We start from the raw sequence: 26,843 nt of genomic DNA on the forward strand, positions 1-26,843 counted from the left end.
GGGCGTGGGTGCGGCCTGTAGAATCTGGACCGATCTGCGTAGTGCTCGCTGAGGTTGGGAAGAAGTGCAATTAAACGTTATATAGATTCAAATTTGATGTGTTGGTGCACAGCATTCCCGGCGCGACAATATCGCGACAGCTTCAGTTGATTTTTTGATTGCTGATTTCGTCACGTTGATGCAATCGCAACGGTGACTTTTATTGCCGAACCGGCGTATCAATTGTTGTTCAAGGCGATTCTTCGCCACTAAGCTTAGATCCTGCATGCAACGCAGCACATGGGTTGGGGGGAATGACTCATACTTCTGCGTTAAACGACCGATTCAATACGCGATCAGAGCAAGGCGCTCGACAGGTCGCCGATGCCGACCGCGTTTTCAACTCTGTTCGCGACTTTGCATTGATCACGCTCGACCCTCATGGGAATATTGTATCGTGGAACAGGGGCGCGGAGCACATCTACGGCTGGAGAGCGGATGAAGTCCTGGGTCGCCCTTGCTCGCTCCTCTATTCATCAGATGCTCTGAGTCGCAATAAATCCGTTCAGGCTTTGAGAATTGCCGAGCATCTCGGCCATTACGGCGATCAGGTTCGCTGCACGACGAAGGAAGGTGTTTTCCTCTTATGCAGGGTAACGATCGATGCCGTCGAGGATGAATCGGGACGTATCTGCAACTTTGTTCTGACATCTCGCGATGTCAGTCGTTTCATGGCCGCAGAAGCTGCACTGAAAACCCAGGAGGAGCGGTACCGGGCCCTGATCGAGGCGAGCGCGGCCGTTGTCTGGCGCGCCTCGCCAAACGGTTCGATCATTGATGGTGCATCGGGCTGGGAAAGTTCGAACAGTCAAACCCTGAGCGATCTCAATGACTATCCTTGGCTGGAGAACGTCCACCCGGATGATCGTGAGCGGGTGACGTCGACTTGGCTGGAGACACTGGCATCTGAAGAACCCGGCACAAGTGAGTACCGTGTGCGCCGGTCCAGCGGCGAGTACCGCTGGGTCCTGACGAGGGCCGTTCCCCTTCGGGATCCTGATGGCATGGTGCAGGAATGGGTTGGGACAGTCGCCGATATTCATGAACAGAAGTCAGCGGCCGAGCGACTCCGTCAAAGCGAAGAACAGTATCGCGCCCTGATCGAAGCAAGCGCCGCCGTTGTCTGGCGTGCGACGACGGATGGATCGATTACGAAGGTCTGGGGGTGGGAGGCGTTCAGCGGTCAGGCCAAAGGGGAATACACGGGCTACGGGTTTCTAGAAGCCGTTCACCCGGACGATCGCGACAAGCTGTTCTCCCAGTGGCAGACCGTTAGGACCTCAGATGAGCCGCGCATCTTCGAGTATCGCGTTCGGCGCTCGGACGGAGAGTATCGCTGGGTACTGGCGAGAGCCGTTCCTCTTCTGAACGAAGATGGGACCGTCGCAGAATGGGTGGGAACGGTCACTGATATTCACGACCAGCGATTGGCGGAAATGAAACTTCGCAGCAGCGAGGAACGTCTGCGCCTGGCCATTGAAACGACAGCTTTAGGGATCTGGGATCAGGACCTTGTGACAGGTTGCCGACAGTGGATGCCGGAAGCCCGCCAGATCCTGGGCCTGGCACCGGATGTCGACATCACCCGTGAGCTCGTCCTCGGCTGTGTCCATCCCGACGACCGCGAGCATGTGGAGAAGACGTTCTATGCCGATGAGCCCGGCGCCAGCTTGACCTATAGCGGCACGTTCCGGGTCATCCGTGCCGACACCGGTAACGAGCGCTGGGTTACGGCAATCGGCCGCACGATGGTGGATGAAAGTAGCCGGCCCATTCGCAAGATCGGAACGATCCAGGATATCACGGAACGCAAGCTCGCGGAGAATGCCCTTCGCTCAAGCGAAGAGCGGCTGCGCACGAGGGAGGCCCACCTCCGATCCATTCTTGAGACCGTCCCCGACGCCATGGTTGTCGCGGATGAGAGCGGCATCATTCGCTCCTTCAGTGCCACGGCCGTGCATATGTTCGGCTATCAGCCGGAAGAGGTCATCGGGACCAACGTCAAGTTTCTGATGCCCCTGCCCTACCGGGAGCAGCATGACGGTTATATCCGCCGTTATCGCGAAACGGGGGAGCACCGCATCATCGGAAGTGGCCGCGTGGCCGTTGCCCAACGCAAGGACGGCTCGACCTTTCCAATGGAAGTACAGGTCGGCGAGATGGAATCCGATGGAGAGCGCTTCTTCACGGCCTTCATTCGCGACCTGACCGAACGCCAGAGAACCGAAACGCGCATGCAGGAGCTGCAATCCGAACTCGCCTACATGTCGCGCTTCACGGCATTGGGCGAGATGGGGTCGACCTTGGCCCATGAGATTAACCAGCCCCTGACTGCGATCACCAGCTATCTCAAAGGCTGCGGAATGATCCTGAGCGGCGTCGATGGCGAGAAGGTTGATCTCGTTCGACATGCGGTCAACGAAGCGGCTGAAGAGGCTTTACGTGCCGGGGAGGTTATCCGGCAGCTGCGCGAATTCGTCGCCCGCGGAGGCAGCGAGCACCAGATCGAAGGGCTCCAGCGACTTGTCGAGGAGGCTAGCGCTTTGGCTCTGGTTGGGGCCAAAGAGAAGGACGTGAAGGTCGAGTTTGACTTCCCATCGGAAAGCCCGTTGGTCTTTGTGAACCGCGTTCAGATCCAACAGGTTCTGCTCAATCTCATCCGCAATGCCATCGAGGCGATGCAGGATGTGAACCTGCGTGAACTGACGATCAGAGCCAGGACCGTACAATCTGACGCCCTGGTTCAGGTCAGTGTGCAGGACACGGGATCCGGGATCCCGCCGGAGGTCTTGAAGAACCTCTTCAGGCCGTTTACGACCACGAAACAGAGTGGCATGGGGGTTGGCCTCTCGATCAGCCGAACAATCGTGGAATCGCACGGCGGTAAGATCTGGGCAGAATCCGTCCCTGGTGAGGGAACAATCTTCCATTTCACTCTTAGGACTGTCGATAAGGAGGACATGGCCAGTGTCGAACACGCCGATCGTGTATGTGGTGGATGATGACGTTGGAGTGCGAAAAGCTCTCTCGTTTCTGCTGGTATCGGCTGGTCTGAACGTTCGTCTCTACGAGTCTGCAAAAGCGTTTCTCGATGAGGTCAGCGACCCTGGCAGATGCTGTATCGTTACAGACGTGCGCATGCCTGGTATTGATGGCCTCGAGTTCATTCGCCGTCTTCACGGGCGTGGCCTTAATGTTCCGGTTGTCGTCATGACGGGTCACGCCGACATTCCCCTCGCTGTGGAAGCCATGAAGGCGGGAGCCATCGACTTCCTTGAAAAGCCGTTCAGAGAAGACCGCTTTCTGGAAGTGGTGCGCTTCGCGCTGGTTTGCGACGAGAAAAGTGTCCGCAAGAACCAGGAACTCCTTCGGACACAGGCGCGGCTGCAATCGTTGTCTCAGCGGGAACGTCAGGTTCTCGATGGCCTTGTCGCTGGAAAAGCCAATAAGATGATTGCGCACGAACTGAACATCAGCATCAGAACGGTAGAAATCCATCGGTCCAATGTGATGTCAAAAATGGAAGCAAAGAGCCTCTCCGAACTGATCCGCATGGCGTTGTTTCTCGAGGTTGCAACCGGCAATTAAGCGAATACGCCCGCATCGATAGCCAAGGCTTGAGCCACACTTCACGGCTCAACCTTCAACTCAAAAACAGATTGTTCTCATCAATAACTGTACTGCGGCCAGAGTCTGAATTGATGGAACCCCAAGCCCTCCCGCTCAATACCGTTTCCCCATAAGGCTCTGGTATCCGCATGCCTGAAGTTAGATGCATTCCCCCGGCTCCTCGCGATCAGGTTGCGGAAGATTCGCCAAGTTCTGCCGGCGATGCTCATGTCGTTACAAACAACAATCGCTGGTCGCGCATCGTTTTTGACTTCAAGGAGGTTTCCGGTGACGCGTGGTGCGAGCTCAATTTTCAAGTCGCCTGGCATCAGGATGAGGAGGCTCGGGCCGTTCATGACTTTGCATCCGTCGGCATCGATTTCTTGACGGAAGATGGCTCAAGCATTGACTTCGCGTATGTTCCAGGACTGTCGAGAACCCAGATCGACCCTCATAGCTACTATATAGCTGGACCGGCTTACTATGAACGAGGCCGCGAGCCTTTGCAGTCAGGTCGCGTGCAATTCGCCTTTTTCATCCCGGCTCCGGCACGGCATCTGACGATCACAATTCGCAGCTGGCGCAACTCGCATCCGTTTACGGTCAGCGATCTTAAAATCCACCAAGCCGTTCAGCCATCAAAAGACAGCCAATCAACGCATGTCAGCTCTCAGGTCAAGCGCTCGATCATACCGGTTTCACGCCGCACCTGGTGGGATCTAAGCACAACGCCGCAGTGGCAGCGCTACGGCATCGTTCCAGGCCAGCCTTTTGTCGTTCGCGGACAACTCATCAACTGGGGCGCAGAGAGTGGCGGGACCTTGGCCCGCATCACTTTCCGTGATGCCCAGGGCAAGGAGCTGGCACCTCCCTATGAGGGCGTCCCATCCTCTCCTGCGGTTGGAGCCTTTATCGATATTCCGGTCCACCGACAGACAAGGCGCTTCACGCTCGAACTGACACCTCCTGCACAGGCTGCAACAGTCGAGCTCGGCTTTCAGGTTTGGAAAGACGAGTCTCTGATCAGTTTAGTGCCCCCCCTTGAGGTCTCCGTTGGAGACGATCTCCTGCTTGAGAATATTCTGAGAGAAGATAACCCAAGTGCACTTAGCTTCGTGGAAGATGTGTGCACTCGGCTCGGATGCCTGCCGAACTCGGAAGCGCTCAAGATACGCGCGAGCCCGGTTGATCAATTTATCTCTCCCGAAAGTCTCGGACCTCTTGTCACCTTTCATGATCGCCTCAGGGTCATCCAACATGGCGAAGCATCGGCAATTATCGATCGCCACCTAGCCCTTTGCGACCTTGAGCCATGGCCGATTCCTGAGGTCTTTGAGTGGACGGAAGATCCTTATCGATCTTCCGCTTGGCGCCTGGAGTTCCAATCGCTTTCATGGCTTCTCGATCTTGCAAGAAGTCCGGAACTCGGCGGGCCCGCGAGGGCAGCGGAACTCGCGATTTCCTGGTCACAGACCAATCCTTGGGGCCAGCCCAAGGATCCTCTGAGCACCTATCCCTTGTCGATGGCTGTGCGCGCCGAGGTGTTGCTGCACCTGTTGACCTTGGGTGCAACCTCCAAAAGCGGCAAGGATCTCAAGCGTCAACGGGAGCTCTTTGCCGAGATCGTAAGATATGGCTTCGCCCTATCGGAAATCGTAAGTCAGAACATCTTCTCGCCCTCGATCTTTCAGCTCCGCACAGCGTGCACACTGATCGCCATCTCCCGTGTGTTTCCTCGCTTTCCTATAGCTCCATACTGGATATCCGTTGCCCTTGCCCAGCTCCGAAGCGGTTTCGATCAACTGATCGGACCTGACGGTTCATCAATCGAACAATCTCTGCACTACCGACTTGAGATCGTTTCGATCGGTCTTCTTCTGGTTCATAGTCTCGCAGATGTACCGGGAACTGAAGAATTTCGAGAGCACATCAGCACGCGATTGAAGAATAGCCTCAAGGTCATCGTCGGGATTACAGATCCTGCCGGCATGCTTCCATCTTTTGGAGACACGCTTCGCAGCCGCCATCATGCATCCTGGCTGCGTCGGTTGATCTCCGGCTACGGCCGAGCTCTCCTGTCGGACGCGAAGCTGGCGGAGGAACTGTCGTATCCAACAGGTCCAAGAATGTTTGCCCCCGAAGGAGATGGTATCGTCGCCTTCAGGAATTATGATCGCAAACCTCATTGGAGTTATTTGTGTGCGCCATTCACTGAGCAGCGCCATGAGAATGGCCATTTCGACTGCTCGTCATTTGTGTATACGGCCCGTGGCGTCCAGTGGATCTCTGATCCAGGAGGGGCAAGCCTTTATGATTCCGGTCCAGCCCGGCATTACCTGACCTCTTCAAGCGCCCATAACGTTGCGGCTCCTGACGGGCGCGGGCAATCGTCCGGCATTGGCTGGATGGAAGCTCAAACCTCGCTTAACGATGCCAATATCGTCCGCATTGGGACGAATGTGTACGGCCCAAGCTACAATCACGCCCGGACCTTCATATGCTTGGACAATCTTGACGCTGTCGCGGTCTTTGATCGCTTCCAGAATTCCGGGGGGCTCATTTCATTCGAAGGACTACTTCACTTCGAAGAAAATATTGCGGTTGCTTTGGCGAATTCCAAGCTTGCCATCGGCTTTCGCAACAAAAGCCGCCTGCGCATCATCCCGCATCCGATCGCGGGCGAGCACAGCGGCATGGCCATTCACAATGGTCGCAATGACCGCCCGGGATCTCTGCAGGGTTTTGTTTCTCACCCCCTCGGAGGCCTCCAACCAGCCAATGTCCTGAACTACAGGTTCTCTGGTTCCGACACTGTCTGCGGAGGGGTCATTCTTACCATGACCGAGCAAGGGCTTCGGAGGATCGTGGATCTTTTGGCGCACCCGGAGGTAAAGAGGCTTCTGGGGTGACATACGCAAATATCAAGAGACCAGGCGCCCGCTGAAAGGCCTGCCGGGCGATATCTGCAAAAAACTACCCGGCCTCCAGAGAGGCCGGGTAGCGGATCGCACATTGATAGCGATGTCAGCTGAAAAGCGCGTCGATATCGTCCTGAGATGTCACGCCTTTGTCCGTTGTAAGAGCAGGACCATTCAGGAGAGCAGCATCCCCTTGCCGCCGCGCGTCGTCAATCGTCTCAACATCCTTGAAGCTCTCGAGGCCGCCCCAGATATCGATCATGTGATGGACACGCTCTTCGACAAATCTCATCGCATTGACGACTTTGCTGATACGTTGCCCGGTGATATCCTGGAAGTTGCAGGCCTCGAATATGCTGATGACATGATCCAGGATCTCGCGGGCGATCTCCTGATCACCCCCGGAGAGACGGGACGATAAGTTGCTGGACAGTTCGTCGACCTTCTCAGCCGCGGCCAGAATTGAATTGGTCGCAGTTTCCGTGCCGAGAACGATAGCTCCGAGCTCATCGGTCACTCTCGTGATTTCCTGCCCTTGAGCGCCTGCGTAGCGAAGCGTCGCGATCTCTCTCTTCGTCCGCTCTATGGCCTCATAAATCGAGTCCAGCTCCACCTTGAGGCGGAGGGCTTCCTGCATATCCCGACGATGCTCTTCCAGCAGAGAGGTCGATATCTCGCGTGCCGGAACGATCGATTCCTTGATCGTTCCGAGCATGCTCATGATTTCGGAGTGCCGCTCCTGCGTTCCTTCATCAGACGAGAGCGTGGCCATGCTCGCCTCGATGCGATAGCTCTTATGTGGCTTCATTGCCGTCGCTCACAACCGGTTATCCGCTGAAGACAGCGCTGATCTTGGTTCGCAGCGTTTCAGCATTGAACGGCTTGACGATGTAGTTGTTGACACCAGCCTTCTTGGCCGCGACAACGTTCTCGGTTTTTGCCTCGGCCGTGACCATAATAAACGGCAGCGAGCTTAGCTCGGCGTCAGAACGCACTTGTTGCAGCAGTTCATAGCCCGTCATGGGGGCCATGTTCCAATCGGAGATCACAAGGCCGTATTTCTTGGCCTTCAACTTCTCCAGCGCCGCCTGCCCATCGGAGGCATCGTCCACATCATTGAAGCCGATCTGCTTGAGAAGATTGCGAAGAATTCTGACCATCGTCTGATAGTCGTCGACGACGAGGACAGGGGTAGAAAGATCAAGACTCACGGCATTACACCCTCAGTAAACATAGAAGTGGAGATGGGCCCGTAGACCCCTTTTTATGCGGCTTCCCGCTCGGTTTCGAATGCCAGAACGGCATCCACGTCGAGAACGATCAGCAGTTTGTCGTGCAGCTGATGCACCCCTTGCGAGAGACCAACCCAGCCTCGGTCCATGTGAACCGGGTTGGGCTGCATCTCATTCGCATCGAGCTTGAGCACCTCTCCCACTTCATCCACGAGCAGACCGTAGGCCTCCCCATGGTTTTCAAGACCAACGGCCATCCGCCGTTCTGCACCGCTGGAATCCCCCAAGCCGAGACGACGGCGAAGCGAAACGGCAGTAACCACGCGGCCGCGCAGATTCAGAAGACCTGCGATTTCTCCTGGCGCGAGTGGAACCGTCGTCATTTCACTGACGACGAAGACATCGTGAACACGGCTTATCGGGAGGCCAAGTAACTGTCCTGCAACCGTGACCGTCACGAATTCCATCTGCTTGGAATTCGCTTTCGTTGCACCGGAAGTGATCGGTTCGATTGGTCTCATGGTTACGCAGCCTCTTCAAACGATGCATTGATCTCAGCCAGTGCGGAGAGCAGGCCCCGGCGGTCAATTTTCGAAACAATCTCGGAAATTCGCAATTTCCTCGCCAAAGCGATCTGCTGCGCATCAGGTTTGACGGTCATCCCGATAACGGGTGTCGAGCTATGATGCGGATCGGCGCGCAACGACGCGACGAGCGCAAATCCGGAATGCCCTGAAAGCTCCAGATCCGTCACGATCACATCGACCTGCAGTCCATTGGACAGGAGGCGAACTGCCTCCTGGGCCGTCGCTGCCGTCTGAACGCGATAGCCGGAGGCCTTCAGAACCGGAACAAGCATGTCGCGGAAGAAAGTCGAACTGTCGACCAGGAGCAGAGACTTATCCGGCCCATCACGACGATCCTTGCGCGACCAGGTCTCGAGGACCATGGGCAGGTAATGCGCAACGTTGACGATCTCGGTCGTGCGACCGCGAACGACCGCCGACCCGACCAGATCGGATCGCTCCGCAAGCAGTTCCACATCGAGTTTGTCCTCGACGATATCCACGATCTCGGCAACGGCAAGGCCCATGGAAACGTCGCCATCGGAGAAAACCAGCAGGGATTGCATGCCTTGCCGCTTGATCGCGAGCTCCTCATCGCAGGAGACCAACGGCATCAGGCGTCCACGGTATTGAACGACCGGCCGACCGCTCGACCACTCGATGGTAGAGGCCTCGATTTCCTCGAGGCGCGTCACGAGGGAAAGCGGGACCGCCTTGAGGCTCTCGCCTCCGCCGCGGAAGACAAGCAGGCTTGTCATTTCGTCTGCCGCCACGATCGTCTGCTCGAGACCTGCGTCGCTCTGGAACTCGTCACTGTCAGCGCCCGATCCGACCATCCGGGCAAGCCCGTTGGGATCTATGATGAGGACGACGGCACCGTCGCCCAGGATCGTGTTGCCGGAGAAGAGCTGGATGTGCCTGAGCTTGGAGGACATTGGCTTCACGACGATCTCCTCCGTATGGAAGACACCGTCGACGAGAATGCCGAAGCGCTGGTGGGCAACCCGGGTCACAACGACGAAGCCATGATTGGCATCCTCGTTACCGGAAAGGCCCATGACCTTCGAAAGCGGGACAATCGGCAGCAGCCGATCGCGCAGGCGCAGGATCGGCGTTCCGTTGATGCGCTCGATGGAATGCTCCGAAGAGGGCGATACTCTCACCAACTCCGAGACGGCCACCTGCGGGATAGCAAACCGCTGGTCCTTGGAGGCCACGATGAGGGCTGCGACGATGGCCAGGGTCAGCGGGATCTTGATCATGAAAGTCGTTCCACGCCCCTGTTCGGAGCGGATATCGACAGTGCCGCCAATGAGCTCGATATTCGTCTTGACGACATCCATGCCGACGCCACGGCCCGACACCGATGTGACTTTCGCTGCTGTCGAGAATCCAGGATGGAAGATGAACTTGGCCACCTGGGCATCGCTCATGCGTTCCACTTCGGCATCGCTGGCGATACCTCTTTCGACAGCCTTCTTCCGGATGGCCGCGAAATTCAACCCCTTGCCGTCGTCGGCAATCTCAATCGTGATCGAGCCACCTTCATGATAGGCATTGAGACGAATCGTTCCCTTCTCGGGCTTTCCAGCCGCCTTGCGGTCGGCCGGGCTCTCGATGCCATGGTCGGCCGAGTTGCGGACCATGTGAGTGAGAGGATCCTTGATGACCTCCAGCACCTGCCGGTCGAGCTCGGTGTCGGCGCCCTGCATGACAAGCTCGATTTTCTTCGAAAGCTCGTTCGAGAGATCGCGGACGACACGCGGAAGCTTCTGCCACGCATTGCCGATGGGTTGCATGCGGGTCTTCATGACGCCGTCCTGCAACTCGGCCGTGACCTGCGACAGGCGCTGCAAGGGCACCTTGTAGCCGTGGTCCTCGGAGCTTCTCCGAGCAATCTCAAGCAACTGATTCCGAGTCAGAACGAGCTCGGACACCATGGTCATCAGGTGCTCAAGCGTATCCACATTGACGCGGATGGTTTGAACCTTACCGGAAATCCCTTCTCCGCTCTCGCTTGAATCCGAAGTTTCGGCGCTCTTTTTGGACGCCTGTGAGGGAGGCGGAGGAGCCGCCGCCTCCACCTTCGCGGCGCTTGCAGCGGGCTTCTCGATGACGAGGGGAGCGGGACCCGGAGCTTCGCGGAAAGCGCGCTCAAGTTCGTCAAGAGAAACTTCGCCAGGCTTCAAGGCTCGTTCGAGGACCTGATATGCCAGCGTACCGGAGGTCGAAGCCTTTTCCGGTCCTGGCGCCTCTTGGAAAGCTCGCTCAAGCTCGTCCAAGGAGACTTCTCCCGGCTTCAGCTCACGTTCGAGCACCTGATAGACCATCTGTCCCGAAGTTTGCTGTGGGGCCGACTGAGGAGCGGGTGCTGGAGCTACGGCTTCCTGCGAGGCCATCTTGTCTAGCATCTCGATCAGGTCGTTGTCGGAGCCGTCCGGCTCTGCGCCTTGGCGCTCCAGCTCACCTAGGATCTCCTTGATCCGGTCGAGGGTCGCGAGAATCAGCGAGACGGCTGGAGTCGTGACGGGCATCCCATCACGGAACTTGCCCATGAGGGTCTCGGCCGCATGCGCAAGTGCTTCGAGACGCGGCAGACCAAGGAAACCGCAGGTTCCTTTGATCGTATGCACCAGGCGGAAGATGTTACTGAGGATGGCTTCGTTGTTAGGATCTTGCTCGAAGCGGACCATCTCCACGTCGACCGTTTCGAGATGCTCGTTGGTCTCGGTTAGAAACTCCAGAAGAAGGTCGTCCATTGCCGTATCTCAACTCTTACTACGCGACCTGACGGGCACAGATCATCGAGCCCCTCAAGATGGGTGAATCGTGCGGCCTTCACGCCGGCAAGAAAGAGCTGGACCTCATGTCCACGCTTGGAGAGTCGAAGGGCAGCATCCTGGTCTGCACTCAGGAACCGGCGAACATCAACCCAATGGCGAATGTCTCCGGACGGAGATTTGCAGCGTTCTTGTTGCGACTTTGTCTGGACAGCCCGGCATCTCTGAGAGCCGAGAAACAAAGATCCGGAACGCTTCCCCTACCCTTTGAGCCTCAATTATGACGTTGAGGAAGAATATGTCTCCGTTCCCTGCAATAAAGTTAACGCATTGAGGAACCGATCAACTAATTTTAGAATCTCAGGCCAATTACGGATGAATTTTTATGCTGCTGCACTTGACGGCATCCAGCCAGCGTATCAGCGCGTTTGGGCGAACGATCCGTGGTCACGCATCAGAGACCGCGCCTGACACCCGCTGGAATGAAGGAGCATGAGATCCAAACTCCTTCCTTCGAACCCTGCGTGATGATCGCATCATGGCCGTTGAAAATGAACAGCCACCCGCGAAGGTTCTATTTCGCGAGTGGCCCGTTTTTATCGTTCTAATTGTGAAACCGCGCCTACTCTCGGTTCGTCGGGCCGCTTTGTCTCCAGCGAGCCGTCAACACTCAGGCTAGGAAGCCGCACCGACGTAGGAGTAACCGATGTAGCGCTTTGCATCGATCGGATCATATCCAAGACGCTGGCGGAGCTTCTTGCGCAACTTGCTGATATGCCCCTCGACGACGCTGTCTTCGACATCGTCGCTGTAGATCCCATAGACCGCATCGAAGATCTGCTTCTTGGTCAGGCGATGGCCTCTCTTGCGAACCAGGTATTCGAGGATGTGCCGCTCGCGGCGCGGGAGCGCCAAAGGCAATCCATCGACCTCCGGATCGCGGCCGTCGAAGAAGACTTTGAGCCTTTCTGCATCGTTCTGCGGTTTCTTGCCGGCATTCGCATTCACTCGCCGCCAGACAGCTTCCGAGCGGGCAAGGATTTCGCGGACATGGACAGGCTTGCGAACGACGTCGTCAAACTTTGCGGTGAAAAGCTCCAGCGTCTCTTCAAGGGAGCGGACATCGCTCAAGGCAATGATCGGCGCTTTGGAGTAGCGACGAATGCTTTCCGCGGAGTGCACCCGTTCTTCGAAGCTGCCAAGCACGAAGCCCTGAATGGCTTCGAGATCGGAATCGGAGGCCGATTCCAGCCAGTCGTTAAATTCGTCTGCAAATAAGCCAAGGGAGGATATGCCTTCACGCTTGAAGCTCGCAACATATCCGGACGTTACCATCTGCCGGTCATCGACGACGATATACATTTTCTTCTGCCCCGCCTTAGTAATTAAGTGCGTTTTACGTATCTATTATTGCCGCCTGCAATTTTTTTACTCAACTTGTTCGCGATCTGCGGCGATGTCCAGAAGGTATATTTCGTTGCTCCCGCGGACAATACGTAAATAAAGGGAGCGCTCTCAGGGTTATGGTTAATGCCCCTTAACGAACCTTAAGCAGTTCTTACGACAGGCTTTGAGGGAAGCGGCCGACAGGCGCTTTCTCCGGCAGGCACACCAAGAGTCTGACAAGACAGATGTTTTTCCAGGAGCGACGTATCAGAGTTGCGAAGCCGTTCCCATACAGGGTTGCTTCGAAGCTGAATCACTACGTAGTTCCCGTAATTTCATCATACGTAGTTACACTCAGTCAGAGACGGGGCCGGCCTTCAGCGATGGAAGCGGTCTGACCGAATCTCATGGTGGGAGATCAGGATTCCACTACGCCCCAGCTAACCGTGTATGATTTAGTGCACGATGAAGGTTGCGTGAGGCATGTCTCTCTTCATGGCTGCAATTTAGAATCCTGACCTAAACTCCTGAATTGAGGTTTGCTGTTTCAAGACAAGCGTCAGATCCAGAGGTCATAACAAGCCCCGAGTGCGGTTCTTTGTTAACTGTAAATGATCGAGGAGTTCCGCCGCTTCTTGACCACGACCGGGCCAAAAAGTTATTCCTTAAACCGACTATAGTTCAAATTATTGCGGACAATACGTCAGTCAGCACTATGGCACGCCCTCTCTATGGGCCGGCATGACGCTCTGCCATTTTACCGGTTTTAAGCCCGGATATTCTGCAAGCAACGGATAGAGTTTCGCTCGAGGCATGATGCCGTTCCGTTGTGTCGGTCAGACTCCGACATGTCCTGAATACTCAGATGCTTCCGAGCGGGCAGTTTTCGAATGGTGGAATGTTCTGGTCACAGCACTCTGCCTCCATGGAAGGAGGTCGACCGTCTTGCTGCGCTCCAGAAGTTCGACATTCTGGATACCGGCCCGGAAGTTGAGTTCGACAGCATTGCAAAGATAGCAGCACAGATCTGCGACGCTCCAATCGCAGTCATTTCCTTCCTGGATGAGCACAGGCAGTGGTTCAAAGCCAGGATCGGCCTTGAGTTCGCCGAGACGCCCCGCGAGATTTCCATCTGCAACCATGCCATTCATCAGCCGGGATTGTTCATCATTCCCGACATGGCTGCCGACCCTCGATTTCGAGACAGACCCGCTATCGAGGAGTGTGCTGAACTGTCCTTCTATGCGGGGGCGCCTTTAAGGACGAAGGATGGCTTGCCGCTTGGGATGCTATGCGTCCTCGATCGTGAAGCGCGCCCTCAGGGGCTGAACGAACGGCAGAAAGAGGCGCTGACGGGCCTCGCTCAGGCCGTCATGACTCAGCTGGAGTTGAAACTCGCCACCAGGGCTGCAGCGGCCAGCGAAGAGTTCACGCAGCGTCTGCTGTCAAGTTCCGACGATTGTATCAAAGTCTTCGATCTTCAGGGTCGCCTCCGCTTCATGAGTCAGGGGGGCCTGCGTGCGATGGAGGTGACAGACTTCAGCACGATCGAGGGGCGCACCTGGACAGATCTCTGGAGCAGCATTGCCGGAGAAGAGGCATACGAAGCAGTCGAAAAGGCCAAGGCCGGCGGGACCGGACGCTTTCAGGGCCCCTGTGCAACCGCGACAGGGACGCAGAAGTGGTGGGATGTGGTCATAACCCCCATTATGACCCGGAATGGAAGTCCACAAGGCTTTCTGTGCATTTCTCGTGACATCACGGAGTTTCGGCGAACTGAGCAGAGCTTACGCAAGAGCGAGAAGCGTCTCCGCACGCTGATCGACGTCATGCCGCTCTCTTTCACATCGCCACAGGTGGTCTGGTTCAGCGATCCGGGCGGCGAATTCACATACTGCAACGATGTCTGGTACGAGTACACAGGATTGCAGCCTGACAGGGGAAGCAAAGGATGGATCGCGGTCATCCATCCTCTCCATCGTAACCGGGTTATGGAGCGATGGAAGGAGACGCTCGAAAGCGGCATATCCTTTGAACTGGAAATGCCTCTTCGCCGTGCATCCGACGGGATGTATCGCTGGTTCATTGTTCGGGGACAGCCCCTCAAGAACGAGCAAGGCAAGATTGAACAATGGTTCGGCATTGCCATGGATATTCATGAGCGCAAGCAATCCGAGCAGGCGCTCAGCGAGAGCGAGGAACGTCTTCAGCTTGCCCTGAAGGCTGCGCATATGATCGCGTGGGAGTTCAACCCACTCACAGGAGCCACGACACGGTCCGAGAACTCGCTTGCTCTCCTGGGCATCACGTCCGGAGCCGACAAGACCTTCATGACCGGGATTCATCCGGAAGATCGTCAGAGGGTAGAGAACTTTCTGGAGCGGATACAGATCAGCGGCTCGGACTCGGTTGAATGCCGCTATGTGATGCCGGGCGGTGAAATCCGATGGCTGCGGGCGCGGGCAGAGAAGGCGGGCCCCGATCGAATCGTAGGCGTCACGTTCGACATCAACGAGCAGAAGGAGGCGGAAGAGGAAATCTGGCGCTCGGCCAATCACGACGCGCTCACAGGCCTCCCCAACCGCAATCTCTTCCAGCGTCGCCTCGAGACGGCTCTTACCGCAGCCAAGCAGTGCGGCACGAGCGTGAGCCTCCTGCTGATCGATCTGGATGATTTTAAGGATATCAACGATACCCTCGGTCATGACGCGGGCGACGCCCTGTTGCAGGAGACGGCGCGCCGTCTCTCCGCCATGGTCCGAGGGTGCGATACCGTGGCTCGGATCGGCGGCGATGAGTTTGCCGTGCTCGTCGTCGATCCGCTCAAGCTCGAGAATGCGACGCGCCTGGGTGCCCTGATTGCGGAGACGTTGCGCCAACCCTTCACTTACCAGAAGCGAACCCTCGTCAGTCGCGTGAGCATCGGCATCGCGGCCTTCCCCGATCACGACGGGACACCGGCAGAGCTGGTCAAGGATGCTGACATTGCCATGTACCAGGCGAAGTCTCAGGGCCGCAACCGGGTCGTTACCTACTCGCCCGAGATGCGCAGGGTCATCGAGCAGCGCGTTTCTCTAGGCCGAGGAATGCGTGAAGCAATCGCCAACGATGAGATTATCCCGTTTTACCAACCGAAGGTGAGCCTCTCGACAGGTGAGATCGTCGGTCTCGAAGCGCTGGCGCGCTGGCAACATCCGAGCAAGGGCATTCTAACACCAAGCTTCTTCGGAGCCGTCTTCGAGGACCATGAAATTGCAACCTCCGTCGGCAAGCTTCTGATCTCGAAGATTGCAGCGGATGTGCGCCATTGGCTCGATCAGGATCTGTCCTTCGGCCGCATTGCGCTCAACTTGTCTCCAGCTGAGTTCGGCCAATCGGGTCTTGTCGATAACATGTTGAGAACACTCGAATGGCTTAAGGTTCCGGCCGCCTTCTTCGAGGTCGAGGTCACGGAAACGGTCCTTCTTGGAAGAAACTCAAGCAACGTTTCTTCCGCACTTGCGCAGTTTCGCCAGCATGGCGTCCAGATCGCTCTTGACGATTTCGGCACCGGTTACGCCTCGCTGACCCATCTGAAGCAGTTCCCAGTCGATCACATCAAGATCGACCGAAGCTTTGTGCGGGATCTGGAGCATGATTCCGATGATGAGGCCATCGTCGCCGCCGTCATCAGTCTCGGCCGAAGCCTGCAGCTTCAGGTGACGGCGGAAGGCGTGGAAACGCACGGTCAGGCACGGCGCCTGCGTGAGTTGGGCTGTGACCATGCTCAGGGTTATCTCTATTCAAAGCCGATGGCCGCATCGCAGGTTCCAGGTCTCCTGACACGCTGGAGTACAATGCTCGTGAAGCCCCGCAACGAGAGAAACGTCGAGCTGCTGAGCGGCTAGCGCATCGTGCGGACCCGAAGGGCCAGCCAAGAGAAAAGAGCATTCCCGCCTTCTGATCCTCGCGGCGTCGCTTGGAACGCCAGTCCTTGACCCATGTTATCCTTCAAAGCGCTCGAACGAGCCGATCAAAGGAGAATGCGGTCAAAAGGCTGGACGAGGAAAAGCGTATGGAGTCTCCTGTATTCAATCAGTCTTTAGCCCGTTGCCGGATCCTGGTGGTCGAGGACGAGTATTTCATCGCTGACGATATGGCCAAGGCCCTGGAAAAGCTTGGTGCAGAGGTCGTCGGGCCAGCGTCGGATCAGGAGAAGGCTTTGGCTCTTCTCTCGTCAGCGGAGCTGATCGACGCGGCCGTGCTCGATATCAACCTGCGCGGGGCGACTGTTTTCCCGATTGCGGACATCCTGATTGAACAGGGCGTGCCCTTCGTGTTTGCAACCGGCTATGCTCCGGCATCAGTGCCTCTAGTCTATGCCGGCATTCCCCGGTGGGAAAAGCCCTTCAATCCGGGCGACTTGGTCAGATCCCTGCCGCAGCTGGTCAGGGAAGCACAATAGTTCCCGGATCTGAGGCCACTGCTCCGCATGGCCTTCTTTCGACCCTGCCTGAACCTCCCAAGCTTGCATCGGTGTTGACCGCTGCGTCGTGCTAAGGTTGGGATGACAAGGCAAGGAGTCGTCCGGATGAGCGTTACCATTTCGAGCCCACAAATGCAGGCCCAGATATCTGAGAACGGCGCTGAACTCATTCGACTCCAGGACGAGGAGGGCCGGGATCTTTTATGGGACGGCAACCCTGCCTTCTGGACTGGGCGTTCTCCCCTGCTCTTTCCTGTCGTCGGCTGTGTGAGGAACGACCGCATACAGGTCGCTGGATCGGAATACGAGCTGCCGAAGCACGGATTTGCGCGCATTTCCCGCTTCGAGATCGTGGAAACAAGCTCCTCCCAGTGCCGCTTTCGCCTTAGGTCCAGCGAGGCCACGCTCAAGCAATATCCATTCCCATTCCAGCTCGATGTGTCCTATGAAATCGAGGATGCCACACTGACGATCACGGCATCGGTCACCAATACCGGCTCCGCAATTATGCCCGTATCCTTCGGCTTCCATCCGGCCTTTCGCTGGCCTCTGCCCCATGGAGCGCCGCGCGACGCCCACGCAATCCGCTTCGAGCGTGATGAGCCGGCTCCTATCCGCCGGCCTGTCGACGGCCTTATCGGCCGCAATGCCGAGACGAGCCCCGTTCAGGGACGCGTGCTGTCCTTGCGCGACGATCTTTTCGAGACGGATGCTCTTGTCTTCGACCGTCTCGAGAGCCGCTCCGTCACATATGGCGCACCAGATGGCGGTTCGATCCGTGTCGATTTTCCGAATATGCCGCATCTGGGCATTTGGACCAAACCCGGCGCCGGCTACATCTGTATAGAGCCATGGCAAGGCCATGCCGATCCCGAAGGCTTCGAGGGCGAATTCGCCACCAAGCCTGGCGTCGTTCTCGTTCAGTCGGGTGACACGCGAAGCTTCAAGATGACCATCACCGTCAGCAGCGCAGGCCTCTGAGAGATTTACCGCAAAGCTTGGTTTGTCGAGATATGAGCCTGACCTCAATGGCTCGTCACGAGCTCGCGGATGTGTTGGACCACATCCTCGCTGGAATATGGTTTTGGCACAAAGCGCCCGTCATCGGGGATCTGCCCGCGATGGGGTTTGTGATAAGCGGATGAGATCAACAGAGAAATGTGCGGCCACCGCTGCTGAACGCTTTCAGCAAGGTCGAGACCATTCATGGACCCGGGCATGTCGATATCCGTGAAGAGCACCTGTACGTCATCGGAACAGGATTCCAGCACGGCAAGGGCTATATCGGCATTGGCAGCTTCCAACACATGAAAGCCGGCATTCTGCAAATCGTCAGCCGCTGCCATCCGCACGAGGAGTTCATCCTCAACAAGCAGGACGACTGGGCTGTTATCTGAATAAGTGTTCATCATGTGCGATGGAACGAAACTAACCTATGTTAGTTCCTACTGCTCAGGTAGTTTTCCAGGCGGGGGAGCGGAATATGACGTCGCACAAATTCAAGATTGGAGACCAAGTGCGCTTGGTCAAGTTCGCCAGCACGAATACCGTTGAGGCCTTTCCCAACATGGTGACGACCATCGATGTCACGCGGCCGCAGGAGACATGGGAGGTCACCCGCCTGCTGCCGGCGGATAGCACCGGCTTCCAGTATCACATCAAGGGCAACCAGGAAGGCCCAGAGCGCCTCGTACGGGAGGAGCAGCTCCAGCCCGCCTGACAGATCGGCCCTCTCATGAAGCGAGACCGGAAGCGCCGCTTGGCAGCGAAGTTACTGGCGGCGCTCCCTTTCAAACGTTGCAGCAACAGCTGTCTCAGCCCGCCTTGCGAAGCGGGGTTTCGGCAGCCTGATCGGGTACGGATTGGCTCCGCTTCCGGAAATCGTGCAGCTCCTGCCGAACCGTCTCAAGAACCGGATTGAAGGTCGGCCCGTGCTCCTTCGCAATCTCGACGAGCACATCGATCGCCCGGAGCAGACGCTCCTCGGTCACCGGCTCCCACTTGCGTCCTGACCACTCATCCATCTCAGATCCTCCTCGGTGGATTGAGACAGACACTGGTCCAGAGAATCTTGCATCCGGGTTAAAGCCCGCGATCAAAATACCGGCATGCACAGCCCGGTTAGCCCCTTCCTGGCCCCGGTCGCGCTCGCGGCCAAGCCCAGCGGTATGAGCGATCCCGGAACCGCTTGTGTCCGATAAGTGCGTGGAACCGCTGCGTGAATCGGGCAGTTTACGGTTGAGCCGGGCCATCGGGCCGGCACCCGATAAACGAGGCTGTGTCCGAGTATGGCGAATAACCCGGCTATTCAGCAATCTGGAGTGCGGCAATCCTCCTCCTCCTCGGCGGTCACAACCATGTGGGCCGTGGTTCTCGGATGGGCGCTCGTGCGCCTCGTGGCTGGCGGAGAGCGCCGTTCCATCCCGGCCGATGCCGGACGACCATCCTCGCACCCGGCACGGGCCGCAGGACAAGCACGGAATACCGACTCGGACTTTGCGGAAAAGCAGCATGCTCCACCACAGGCCGCCGCAGAAAAGGGGCGTGGACGGAGCGCCGATACGCCAGCCGAGATCCCGGCGCGCGGATGGAAGGACATTCTCTGGCGCACCTATGAAGAGTTCGGCAAGGACCGCATCATGTCGGTTGCGGCCGGCGTGACCTATTACGCATTGCTCGCCGTCTTTCCTGCGATTGCAGCCCTCGTCTCCATCTACGGTCTCTTCGCCAATCCGGCTACGATTCAGGATCACCTGAATACCCTGTCGGGCGTTCTCCCCGGAGGGGCTCTCGATATCATTCGCGAGCAGATTATCCGCATCGCCTCCCAGGGCGGCGGCACTCTCGGATTCGGATTCATCTTCGGCTTGGGGCTGTCCCTCTGGAGTGCCAATGCCGGCATGAAGGCCATCTTTGATGCCCTCAATATCGTCTATGGCGAGGAGGAGAAGAGAAGCTTCATCAAGTTGAATCTTCTGTCTCTGACCTTCACCCTCGGCGCCATCGGCTTCATTCTGTTTGCGCTGGCCGGAATCGTGGTTCTCCCGATCATCCTCAACTTCGTCGGCATCGGTTCGGGAGCGGAGACGTGGCTCGCGCTCGCGCGCTGGCCACTGCTTCTGATCGGGATCGTGCTCGGTCTGTCCCTGATCTATCGCTTCGGCCCCAGCCGCGACAAAGCCGAGTGGAAGTGGGTGACGCCCGGCGGTCTCATCGCCGCTGTTCTTTGGCTCGCCGCCTCCATGCTGTTCTCATGGTATGTGGCGAGTTTCGGAAGCTACAACGAGACCTACGGTTCGCTCGGCGCCGTCATCGGCTTCATGACCTGGATCTGGATCTCGACCATCATCGTCCTGCTCGGCGCCGAGATCAATGCTGAGATGGAGCATCAGACGGCCAGGGACACCACTGAAGGCGTTCATCAGCCCATGGGCGTTCGCGGTGCGAAGATGGCCGATACGATCGGTGTGGCCAAGACCTAACACTTCGATCGGGGAGAAACGTCTTCAGTCACTTTCCTGAGCGCATCTCTCGGACACATAGTCTATGCGCGCAGCACTGCCGGGCTCGACACCTCTTTCCGTGCACCACTTCGTAAAGCTATCTGGCTCGATGATGATGCGTGCGATCCGAAGACCCGCCTGCCGGCCGACATCTTCGTTGTTCTGAGCCGCAGCCAGCCAGGCATCGTAGGTTGGGGCAAGATTGTGTCGATCGGCCATCATGTCACGGATGCGGGGATAATCCTCTCGACGGTACCAGGGCAGTCCGATCCGACGGGGCGCATCCGCCATTCACGAATCTCCGGACAATCGGCACCGAACCCACCTCGAAGAAGGTCCGGTGCCGCAGCATTCTTTCAGCTCAGCAAGTAGAACACCGCCGGAGCGGCCGTCAGCAGCCCGGCCGTCGTGAACAGCATGAGCCGATGATCGGGATTCGCGATGCGATGAACCTTCCGTGCCGTTGAGCCTGCTTCCATGCTCCAGCCGTTCATGCAGGAACAAAGAAGGCGATGAGAGGCCCCCTCGGACAATTCGAAGAATTCCATGGCATCCCCGAGCGTGTCGCCCTTGAGGCCAGCAGCCCGCAGGACCGGATCCTCGAAGGCGACCGTGATGGGGGATTCGTCGGACCTCAGCTCCGGCCGTTTGTCCTTGGGGACGAACTCGATTTCGCCCAGAGACCTCAAGCGCCGTTTCGGCTGGCGCTCCAGAACTTCGGCCCAACGCTCGAGGCGTTCGCGGCGGGACAGGAAACCTTGATTGAACTCATGCACTTCAGCGACGCTACGCAGCTTCTCTACAGGCTTGTGTTCCATAGGTATTCTCCTGCAAGGGAGCCGACCCTCGAAACCAGGGCCGAGCCCAGGGAACCCTATGATCGCGCAAGTCCCTGGCTTTTTTGCGTCAAAGTATCCTTCAAAAGAGTGTCTCGTGCGGGTGGGCCACGTGCTCCTGGAAGATCGCACCGGTGGTGGGCTCCACCTCTTTCAGCACCACCGCATAGCCCCAGAGATTGGCCACCATCTGAAGGACCCGCTGAGCGTCGTCCTTGTGCAGCAGGGTCCGGTTGAGGACGTGATGGTGCAGGATCAGGCGCCGGTCTCCTGCGAGGTCGACATCGATCACCTGGATGTCGGGATCGCTCCAGCCGACATCGTAGTGGCGCGACAGGGAGCGCCGCAGACGGCGATAGCCCCGCTCATCATGAATCGCCTCGATCATGAGCTCCGGCTGATCCGGATCATCGACGAGATGGAACATGCGCCATTGCCGGATCAGGTGCGGACTCAAATATTGCGAGATGAAGCTCTCGTCGCGGTAATTTGCCCACACCTCGCGCAGCACCGCCATGGCATCGCCGCTGCCGGCAATGTCAGGGAACCACTCACGATCCTCCGCAGTCGGCTTCGTGCAGATACGTTCTATATCCTGCATCATGCCGAATCCGAGCGCGTAAGGATTGATGCCGCCGTAATGCGGATCGTCGAATTGAGGCTGCCGGGTGACATTGGTGTGCGACTGCAGGAATTCGAGGAAAGCGCCGTCGCTGATCTGTCCCGTCTCGTGCAGGCGGGTCATGATGCGATAATGGCAATAGGTGGCGCAGCCCTCGTTCATCACCTTGGTCTGGCGCTGCGGATAGAAGTACTGCGCGATATGGCGCACGATCCGCAGGATCTCGCGCTGCCAGGATTGCAGTCGCGGCGCGGACTTCTCGAGGAAATACAGGATGTTCTCCTGCGGCAACTCGAGAAGGGCACGGCGGCGTTCCTCGCTCAGTTGCGGCTTTGCCGTCGATCCCTTGGTCGGCACCGTGCGCCAGAGATCGTTAAAGGTCTGCTCCTGGTGACGGTGGCGCTCTTCTTCCCGCCGCTCTTCCGAGCGGAGATCCGGCCGCTTCTTGCGCGGATAGCGGTGGACGCCGTGGGACATCAAAGCATGGGCCGCATCGAGCACCCGCTCCACAGCCGCATGCCCATAACGCTCCTCGCAGCGCGTGATGTAGCCCTTCGCGAACTCGAGATAATCCAGGATCCCGTCCGCGTCAGTCCATTCCTTGAACAGGTAGTTGTTCTTGAAGAAATGGTTATGGCCGAAAGCGGCATGGGCGATCACGAGGGTCTGCATCGTCGCCGAGTTCTCCTCCATGATGTAGGAGATGCACGGATTCGAGTTGATGACGATCTCGTAGGCCAAGCCCATGAGCCCCTGGCGGTAGCTCGATTCATGCATGGCGAAGCGCTTGCCGAAGGACCAGTGCTTGTAGAACAAGGGCATGCCGATCGAGGCATAGGCATCGAGCATCTGCTCGGCGGTGATCACTTCGATCTGGTTGGGATAGACGTCGAGCCCCAGCTCGCCGACGCCGATGGCCTCGACGGCGTCATGGATGCGCTGGATCGTACCGAAATCCCAATCGGCCCCATGGTAGAGCAGGTTGTCATGCGCGATCGCGTTCATGGCACCCTTGCTCCGACTTCCGCATCGCGCCGGCGGAAGAGCTCGCGGAAGACGGGATAGATCTCGCGGCGGTGGTTCACCTTGCGCATGGCGAGGTTGGCCCCTCCGTCCTGCAGGGTCTCATAGGTCTGCCATAGGGACGTCTTGTGGTTGATGAAACCTGTCTGCATCCGGTCGCTGTCACTGCCGACTTCGAGATAAGCGTAGTACTGGCAGACCGGCAGGATCACATCGCGCAGAAGAGTAGCGCTGGTGGTGCCGTCATTCGGCGAATTGTCGCCGTCCGAGGCCTGGGCCGCGTAGATGTTCCACGCATCCGGCGAATAGCGCTCCTCCACGATCCGCTGCATCTCCCGCAACGCCGAGGACACCACCGTGCCGCCTGTCTCGGGGCTGTTGAAGAAGGTCTCCTCGTCCACCTCCTTGGCCTCGTGAGTGTGACGGATGAAGACGATCTCCACGTGTTTGTAGCGCCGCGTCAGGAAGATGTAGAGCAGCATGTAGAAGCGCTTGGCCAAGTCCTTCATGTGCTCGGTCATGGAACCCGACACGTCCATGAGGCAGAACATCACCGCTTGGGCGACTGGCTTCGAGACCGGCTCGAAGCGGCGATAGCGCAGATCGATGGGATCGATATAGGGGAAGCGCTTGGTGCGTTGCTGCAGCAGCTCAAGCTCCTGCCGCAGGGCGGTGAGGCGCTCGGAGGGGCCTTCCTGTTCTTCGAGACGGTCGATCTCTTCCTGGAGGCGAAGCAGATCCTCCGTCTTCGGCCGCCGCATGGCGATGCGGCGGGACAGGGCGTTGCGCATGGAGCGCAGCAGGGCGAGGTTCACGGGAGAGCCGGTGACCGTATAGCCCGCGCGCCGGAGGCCTTGCGTCTCCACGGTCGCGACGCGCCGCTTGGCCAAGTCGGGCAGCTCCAGGTCGTCGAGGAAAAGATCGAGAAACTCGTCGCGGGTCAGGACAAAGCGGAAATCGTCCTCGCCCTCACCACTGTCGCCGCCGGCCGCGCTGCCGCCACCGCCGGGCGGCCTGTCGATGGTGTCGCCTTCCACGAAGCGCTTGTTGCCGGGAAGGATGTGATCGTGCACTCCGCCCTCGCCGGACCGCCGGAAGCTGGGTTCGCGAACACCATCGGCGGGGATCGAGACCTCCCCTCCCCGTTCGAGATCGGTGATATCCCGATCGCCTGCGGTCTGGCGTACGGCCCGCTGAATCTGCGCCTTGGCACGGCGCAGGAAGCGTTGACGGTTCGCCAGACTCTTGCCCCCTGGGTTGAGGCGCCGGTCGATGATGTACATAGGAACGCCTGATCTGCCTCCGTCTTCTGTCAGCCCGCCTGCTTCACACGCATGTACCACTCCACCAGACGCCGCACTTGGCGCTCGGTGTAGCCACGCTCCATCATCCGCAGCACGAACTCGCCGTGCTTTTTCTCGGTCTCGCTGTCCTTCTTGGAGCCGAAGCTGATCACGGGCAGGAGTTCTTCGACCTGCGAGAACATCCGGCGCTCGATCACGTCGCGGATCTTCTCATAGCTCGTCCAGGACGGGTTGCGGCCATGGTTGCCGGCCCGGGCGCGGAGCGAGAACTTGACCACCTCGTTGCGGAAATCCTTCGGATTGGCGATGCCCGCCGGCTTCTCGATCTTGGTCAGCTCCTGGTTCAGGAGCTCCCGGTTGAGAAGCTGGCCGGTATCGGGATCCTTGAAGTCCTGATCCTCGATCCAGGCATCGGCATAGGCCACGTAGCGGTCGAACAGGTTCTGGCCGTAATCGTGGTAGGATTCGAGATAGGCCTTCTGGATCTCGTGACCGATGAAATCGGCGTAGCGCGGCGCCAGCTCGGCCTTGATGAACTCCAGATATCGCCGTTCCACGTCCTGGGGCAGCTGCTCGCGCCGCAGCGACTGTTCAAGCACGTACATGAGATGGACCGGATCGGCCGCGACCTCGATCGTGTCGTGGTTGAAGGTGGCAGACAGGACCTTGAAGGCGAAGCGGGTCGAGATTCCATCCATGCCCTCGTCGACGCCGGCCGAGTCCCGATATTCCTGCAGGCTGCGCGCACGCGGATCGACCTCGCGCAGGCTCTCGCCGTCATAGACACGCATCTTCGAGTAGAAATTCGAGTTCTCATGCGCCCGCAGCCGCGACAGAACCGAGAACCGGGCCAGCATCTCCAGCGTAGCCGGAGCACAGGGAGCGCCGGCCAGTTCCGAGCTGCGGATCAGCTTCTCATAGATCTTCTGCTCCTCCGTGACGCGCAGGCAGTAGGGCACCTTGATCACGTAGATGCGGTCGATGAAGGCTTCGTTGTTCTTGTTGGTGCGGAAGGTCTGCCATTCCGCCTCGTTGGAATGCGCCAGAATGATGCCGCTGAACGGGATCGACCCGATGTTCTCCGTGCCGACATAGTTGCCCTCCTGCGTCGCCGTGAGCAGGGGATGCAGCATCTTGATCGGTGCCTTGAACATCTCGACGAATTCGAGAATGCCCTGATTGGCGCGATTGAGGCCGCCGGAATAGCTGTAGGCGTCGGGATCGGCCTGGGACAGGGTCTCGAGCTTGCGGATATCGACCTTGCCCACGAGAGACGAGATATCCTGGTTGTTCTCGTCGCCCGGCTCCGTCTTGGCAATGGCGATCTGCCTCAGGCGGGACGGGTTGATCTTGATCACCCGGAACTTGGAGATGTCGCCCTTGAACTCGTCGAGGCGTTTGATCGCCCAGGGGCTGAGCAGATTGGTCAGCCGACGCTGCGGAATGCCATAGCGCTCTTCGAGCATCGGACCCATCTGTTCCGGATCGAAGAGGCCGAGCGGGCTCTCGAAGACCGGGCTGATCTCGTCGCCCGCCTTCAGCACGTAGATGGGATTGACCTCCATCAGGGATTTCAGGCGCTCGGCAAGGGAGGATTTGCCGCCGCCGACGGGGCCGAGCAGATAAAGGATCTGCTTGCGCTCTTCCAGGCCTTGGGCGGCGTGACGGAAGAAGCTGACGATCATCTCGATCGTCTCTTCCATGCCGTAGAATTCGGAAAAAGCCGGGTAGACCCGGATGGTGCGGTTCATGAAGATGCGGCCGAGACGCGCGTCCTTTGACGTATCGACAAGCTGGGGCTCGCCGATCGCTGCCAGGATGCGCTCGGGAGCGCTCGCATACATCATGGGATCGTTGCGGCACCCTTCCAGGTATTCCGCGAGGGACATCTCCGCCTCGCGGCGGGTTTCATAGGTCTTCAAGAAACTCGAGAACAGGTCGTCGGAATGATGCATGGCGCCACCGAAATCCAATCCCTCTCAGAGATAACTATTGTGCACCGCTAAGGTTGCTCAGACCATGCGATACTATGATGCGGTCGAAATGATGCGGCGTACTCCTTTTGTCATGGCGGAGAAAAAGCAGGTCGCGACAGGTTCAATTCTGTTGGAGTGACCTGTGTGCCTTGAATAATATGCCCGCCCTCAACAGCTAGAGTCGCGGATTGCGGGCGGGACAGCAAGTTAAAGTTTCTCAAAGACACCCGAAATCCACTGTGCCTCATTGCCGCCTGCACCATCGTGCCTCGGCTTTCCATGAGCCATCGCAAGGCCTTACCCAAGAGATTGGATTGGCAGAGTCGGAATACTAGACACAGGCGGTCAATTGAACGTGACCTTGTGCATAAAGACGATCGCACTGCGACACCGGGCTCCTTCAACCACCTCCCAGGGGTCCTGGCCCGGCTCCCATTCCGGTCCGATTTTGCGGGAAGAAACCTCCTGTCCCTCCGTTGACGATGGTCCGTTCGAGCCTATCGTCTGTTGCACTTCAGTGCCTCTGCGCGCCCCGTCGCGCCGCTAGGTCTTGCATTCCCCGCCGCCCGAAAATTCGGAGAATA

At 58.1% G+C, this 26,843-nt stretch carries 20 protein-coding genes and 1 pseudogene; 9 read left to right on the forward strand and 12 right to left on the reverse strand.

Translation table 11 applies throughout. From position 1 onward, the window contains the following. Positions 1-293: 293 nt before the first annotated feature. The 4 genes and pseudogenes from ACS5Q1_RS01960 to ACS5Q1_RS01975 all read left to right on the forward strand — a co-directional run. Positions 294-1,472, forward strand: a pseudogene (locus ACS5Q1_RS01960) (PAS domain S-box protein); the annotation flags it as partial. Between the two features lie 3 nt (positions 1,473-1,475). Next, the gene (locus ACS5Q1_RS01965) at positions 1,476-3,041 is read left to right on the forward strand and encodes a PAS domain-containing sensor histidine kinase (protein ID WP_473096638.1); all 1,566 of its coding nucleotides are present in this window, start codon (positions 1,476-1,478) and stop codon (positions 3,039-3,041) included. Beyond that, positions 3,007-3,627: a response regulator FixJ gene (fixJ, locus tag ACS5Q1_RS01970; protein WP_473096609.1), complete on the forward strand. Its 621-nt coding sequence runs from the start codon at positions 3,007-3,009 to the stop codon at positions 3,625-3,627. Before ACS5Q1_RS01965 ends, fixJ begins: the two co-directional genes overlap by 35 nt. A gap of 170 nt (positions 3,628-3,797) precedes the next feature. After that, complete coding sequence (locus ACS5Q1_RS01975; RefSeq protein WP_473096610.1) at positions 3,798-6,557, forward strand: heparinase II/III domain-containing protein; 2,760 nt, start codon at positions 3,798-3,800, stop codon at positions 6,555-6,557. A 115-nt stretch (positions 6,558-6,672) separates the two neighbouring features. Here ACS5Q1_RS01975 and ACS5Q1_RS01980 read toward each other — a convergent pair whose 3' ends face one another. The 5 genes from ACS5Q1_RS01980 to ACS5Q1_RS02000 all read right to left on the reverse strand — a co-directional run bounded on the left by ACS5Q1_RS01980 (position 6,673) and on the right by ACS5Q1_RS02000 (position 12,506). Further along, positions 6,673-7,374, reverse strand: a complete 702-nt coding sequence (locus ACS5Q1_RS01980; RefSeq protein ID WP_473096611.1) for a protein phosphatase CheZ — start codon at positions 7,372-7,374, stop codon at positions 6,673-6,675. 19 nt (positions 7,375-7,393) lie between these two features. Next, positions 7,394-7,777, reverse strand: a complete 384-nt coding sequence (locus ACS5Q1_RS01985; RefSeq protein ID WP_203442357.1) for a response regulator — start codon at positions 7,775-7,777, stop codon at positions 7,394-7,396. Positions 7,778-7,830: 53 nt separating this feature from the next. Next, positions 7,831-8,319, reverse strand: a complete 489-nt coding sequence (locus ACS5Q1_RS01990; RefSeq protein WP_473096612.1) for a chemotaxis protein CheW — start codon at positions 8,317-8,319, stop codon at positions 7,831-7,833. Positions 8,320-8,321: 2 nt separating this feature from the next. Further along, a complete protein-coding gene (locus ACS5Q1_RS01995) occupies positions 8,322-11,123 on the reverse strand; it encodes a hybrid sensor histidine kinase/response regulator (RefSeq protein WP_473096613.1) in 2,802 nt (933 codons plus the stop codon). Between the two features lie 696 nt (positions 11,124-11,819). After that, entirely contained in the window at positions 11,820-12,506 is a 687-nt protein-coding gene (locus tag ACS5Q1_RS02000) for a response regulator transcription factor (RefSeq protein ID WP_473096614.1), read from the reverse strand. Between the two features lie 914 nt (positions 12,507-13,420). Here ACS5Q1_RS02000 and ACS5Q1_RS02005 point away from each other — a divergent pair. The 3 genes from ACS5Q1_RS02005 (at position 13,421) to ACS5Q1_RS02015 (ending at position 17,976) form a co-directional block, all read left to right on the forward strand. Further along, a complete protein-coding gene (locus tag ACS5Q1_RS02005) occupies positions 13,421-16,417 on the forward strand; it encodes a bifunctional diguanylate cyclase/phosphodiesterase (RefSeq protein WP_473096615.1) in 2,997 nt (998 codons plus the stop codon). A 167-nt stretch (positions 16,418-16,584) separates the two neighbouring features. Then, positions 16,585-16,974 carry a response regulator gene (locus ACS5Q1_RS02010; protein WP_473096616.1) on the forward strand — a complete coding sequence of 130 codons (390 nt, stop codon included), beginning with the start codon at positions 16,585-16,587 and terminating at the stop codon, positions 16,972-16,974. A gap of 126 nt (positions 16,975-17,100) precedes the next feature. Next, positions 17,101-17,976, forward strand: a complete 876-nt coding sequence (locus ACS5Q1_RS02015) for an aldose 1-epimerase family protein (protein WP_473096617.1) — start codon at positions 17,101-17,103, stop codon at positions 17,974-17,976. Positions 17,977-18,020: 44 nt separating this feature from the next. On the opposite strand, the gene ACS5Q1_RS02020 is transcribed toward ACS5Q1_RS02015, so the two are convergent. Next, positions 18,021-18,407 (reverse strand): response regulator, encoded by a 387-nt coding sequence (locus ACS5Q1_RS02020; protein WP_473096618.1) that lies wholly within the window; start codon positions 18,405-18,407, stop codon positions 18,021-18,023. Between the two features lie 71 nt (positions 18,408-18,478). On the opposite strand from ACS5Q1_RS02020, the gene ACS5Q1_RS02025 reads away from it, so the two are divergent. Further along, complete coding sequence (locus ACS5Q1_RS02025; protein WP_473096619.1) at positions 18,479-18,715, forward strand: hypothetical protein; 237 nt, start codon at positions 18,479-18,481, stop codon at positions 18,713-18,715. 94 nt (positions 18,716-18,809) lie between these two features. Here the strand turns inward: ACS5Q1_RS02025 and ACS5Q1_RS02030 are convergent, their stop codons facing one another. Then, positions 18,810-19,019, reverse strand: coding sequence for a hypothetical protein (locus ACS5Q1_RS02030; RefSeq protein ID WP_473096620.1), 210 nt, complete (start codon positions 19,017-19,019; stop codon positions 18,810-18,812). Positions 19,020-19,283: 264 nt separating this feature from the next. Between ACS5Q1_RS02030 and ACS5Q1_RS02035 the strand changes: the two genes are divergently transcribed. Next, positions 19,284-20,477 (forward strand): YihY/virulence factor BrkB family protein, encoded by a 1,194-nt coding sequence (locus ACS5Q1_RS02035; protein WP_473096621.1) that lies wholly within the window; start codon positions 19,284-19,286, stop codon positions 20,475-20,477. Between the two features lie 24 nt (positions 20,478-20,501). On the opposite strand, the gene ACS5Q1_RS02040 is transcribed toward ACS5Q1_RS02035, so the two are convergent. From ACS5Q1_RS02040 to ACS5Q1_RS02060, 5 genes are all read right to left on the reverse strand, one after another. Next, on the reverse strand, positions 20,502-20,789 hold the full coding sequence (locus ACS5Q1_RS02040; RefSeq protein WP_473096622.1) for a hypothetical protein: 288 nt from the start codon (positions 20,787-20,789) through the stop codon (positions 20,502-20,504). 65 nt (positions 20,790-20,854) lie between these two features. After that, the gene (locus ACS5Q1_RS02045; protein WP_203442345.1) at positions 20,855-21,316 is read right to left on the reverse strand and encodes a hypothetical protein; all 462 of its coding nucleotides are present in this window, start codon (positions 21,314-21,316) and stop codon (positions 20,855-20,857) included. A gap of 100 nt (positions 21,317-21,416) precedes the next feature. Beyond that, entirely contained in the window at positions 21,417-22,961 is a 1,545-nt protein-coding gene (locus tag ACS5Q1_RS02050) for a SpoVR family protein (protein WP_473096623.1), read from the reverse strand. Further along, on the reverse strand, positions 22,958-24,262 hold the full coding sequence (locus ACS5Q1_RS02055) for a YeaH/YhbH family protein (RefSeq protein WP_203442343.1): 1,305 nt from the start codon (positions 24,260-24,262) through the stop codon (positions 22,958-22,960). The genes ACS5Q1_RS02050 and ACS5Q1_RS02055 overlap by 4 nt, the downstream gene beginning before the upstream one ends. A gap of 29 nt (positions 24,263-24,291) precedes the next feature. After that, positions 24,292-26,238, reverse strand: coding sequence for a PrkA family serine protein kinase (locus tag ACS5Q1_RS02060; RefSeq protein ID WP_203442342.1), 1,947 nt, complete (start codon positions 26,236-26,238; stop codon positions 24,292-24,294). Between the last annotated feature and the right edge of the window lie 605 nt (positions 26,239-26,843).

It is taken from the genome of Microvirga sp. GN3, assembly GCF_055792825.1.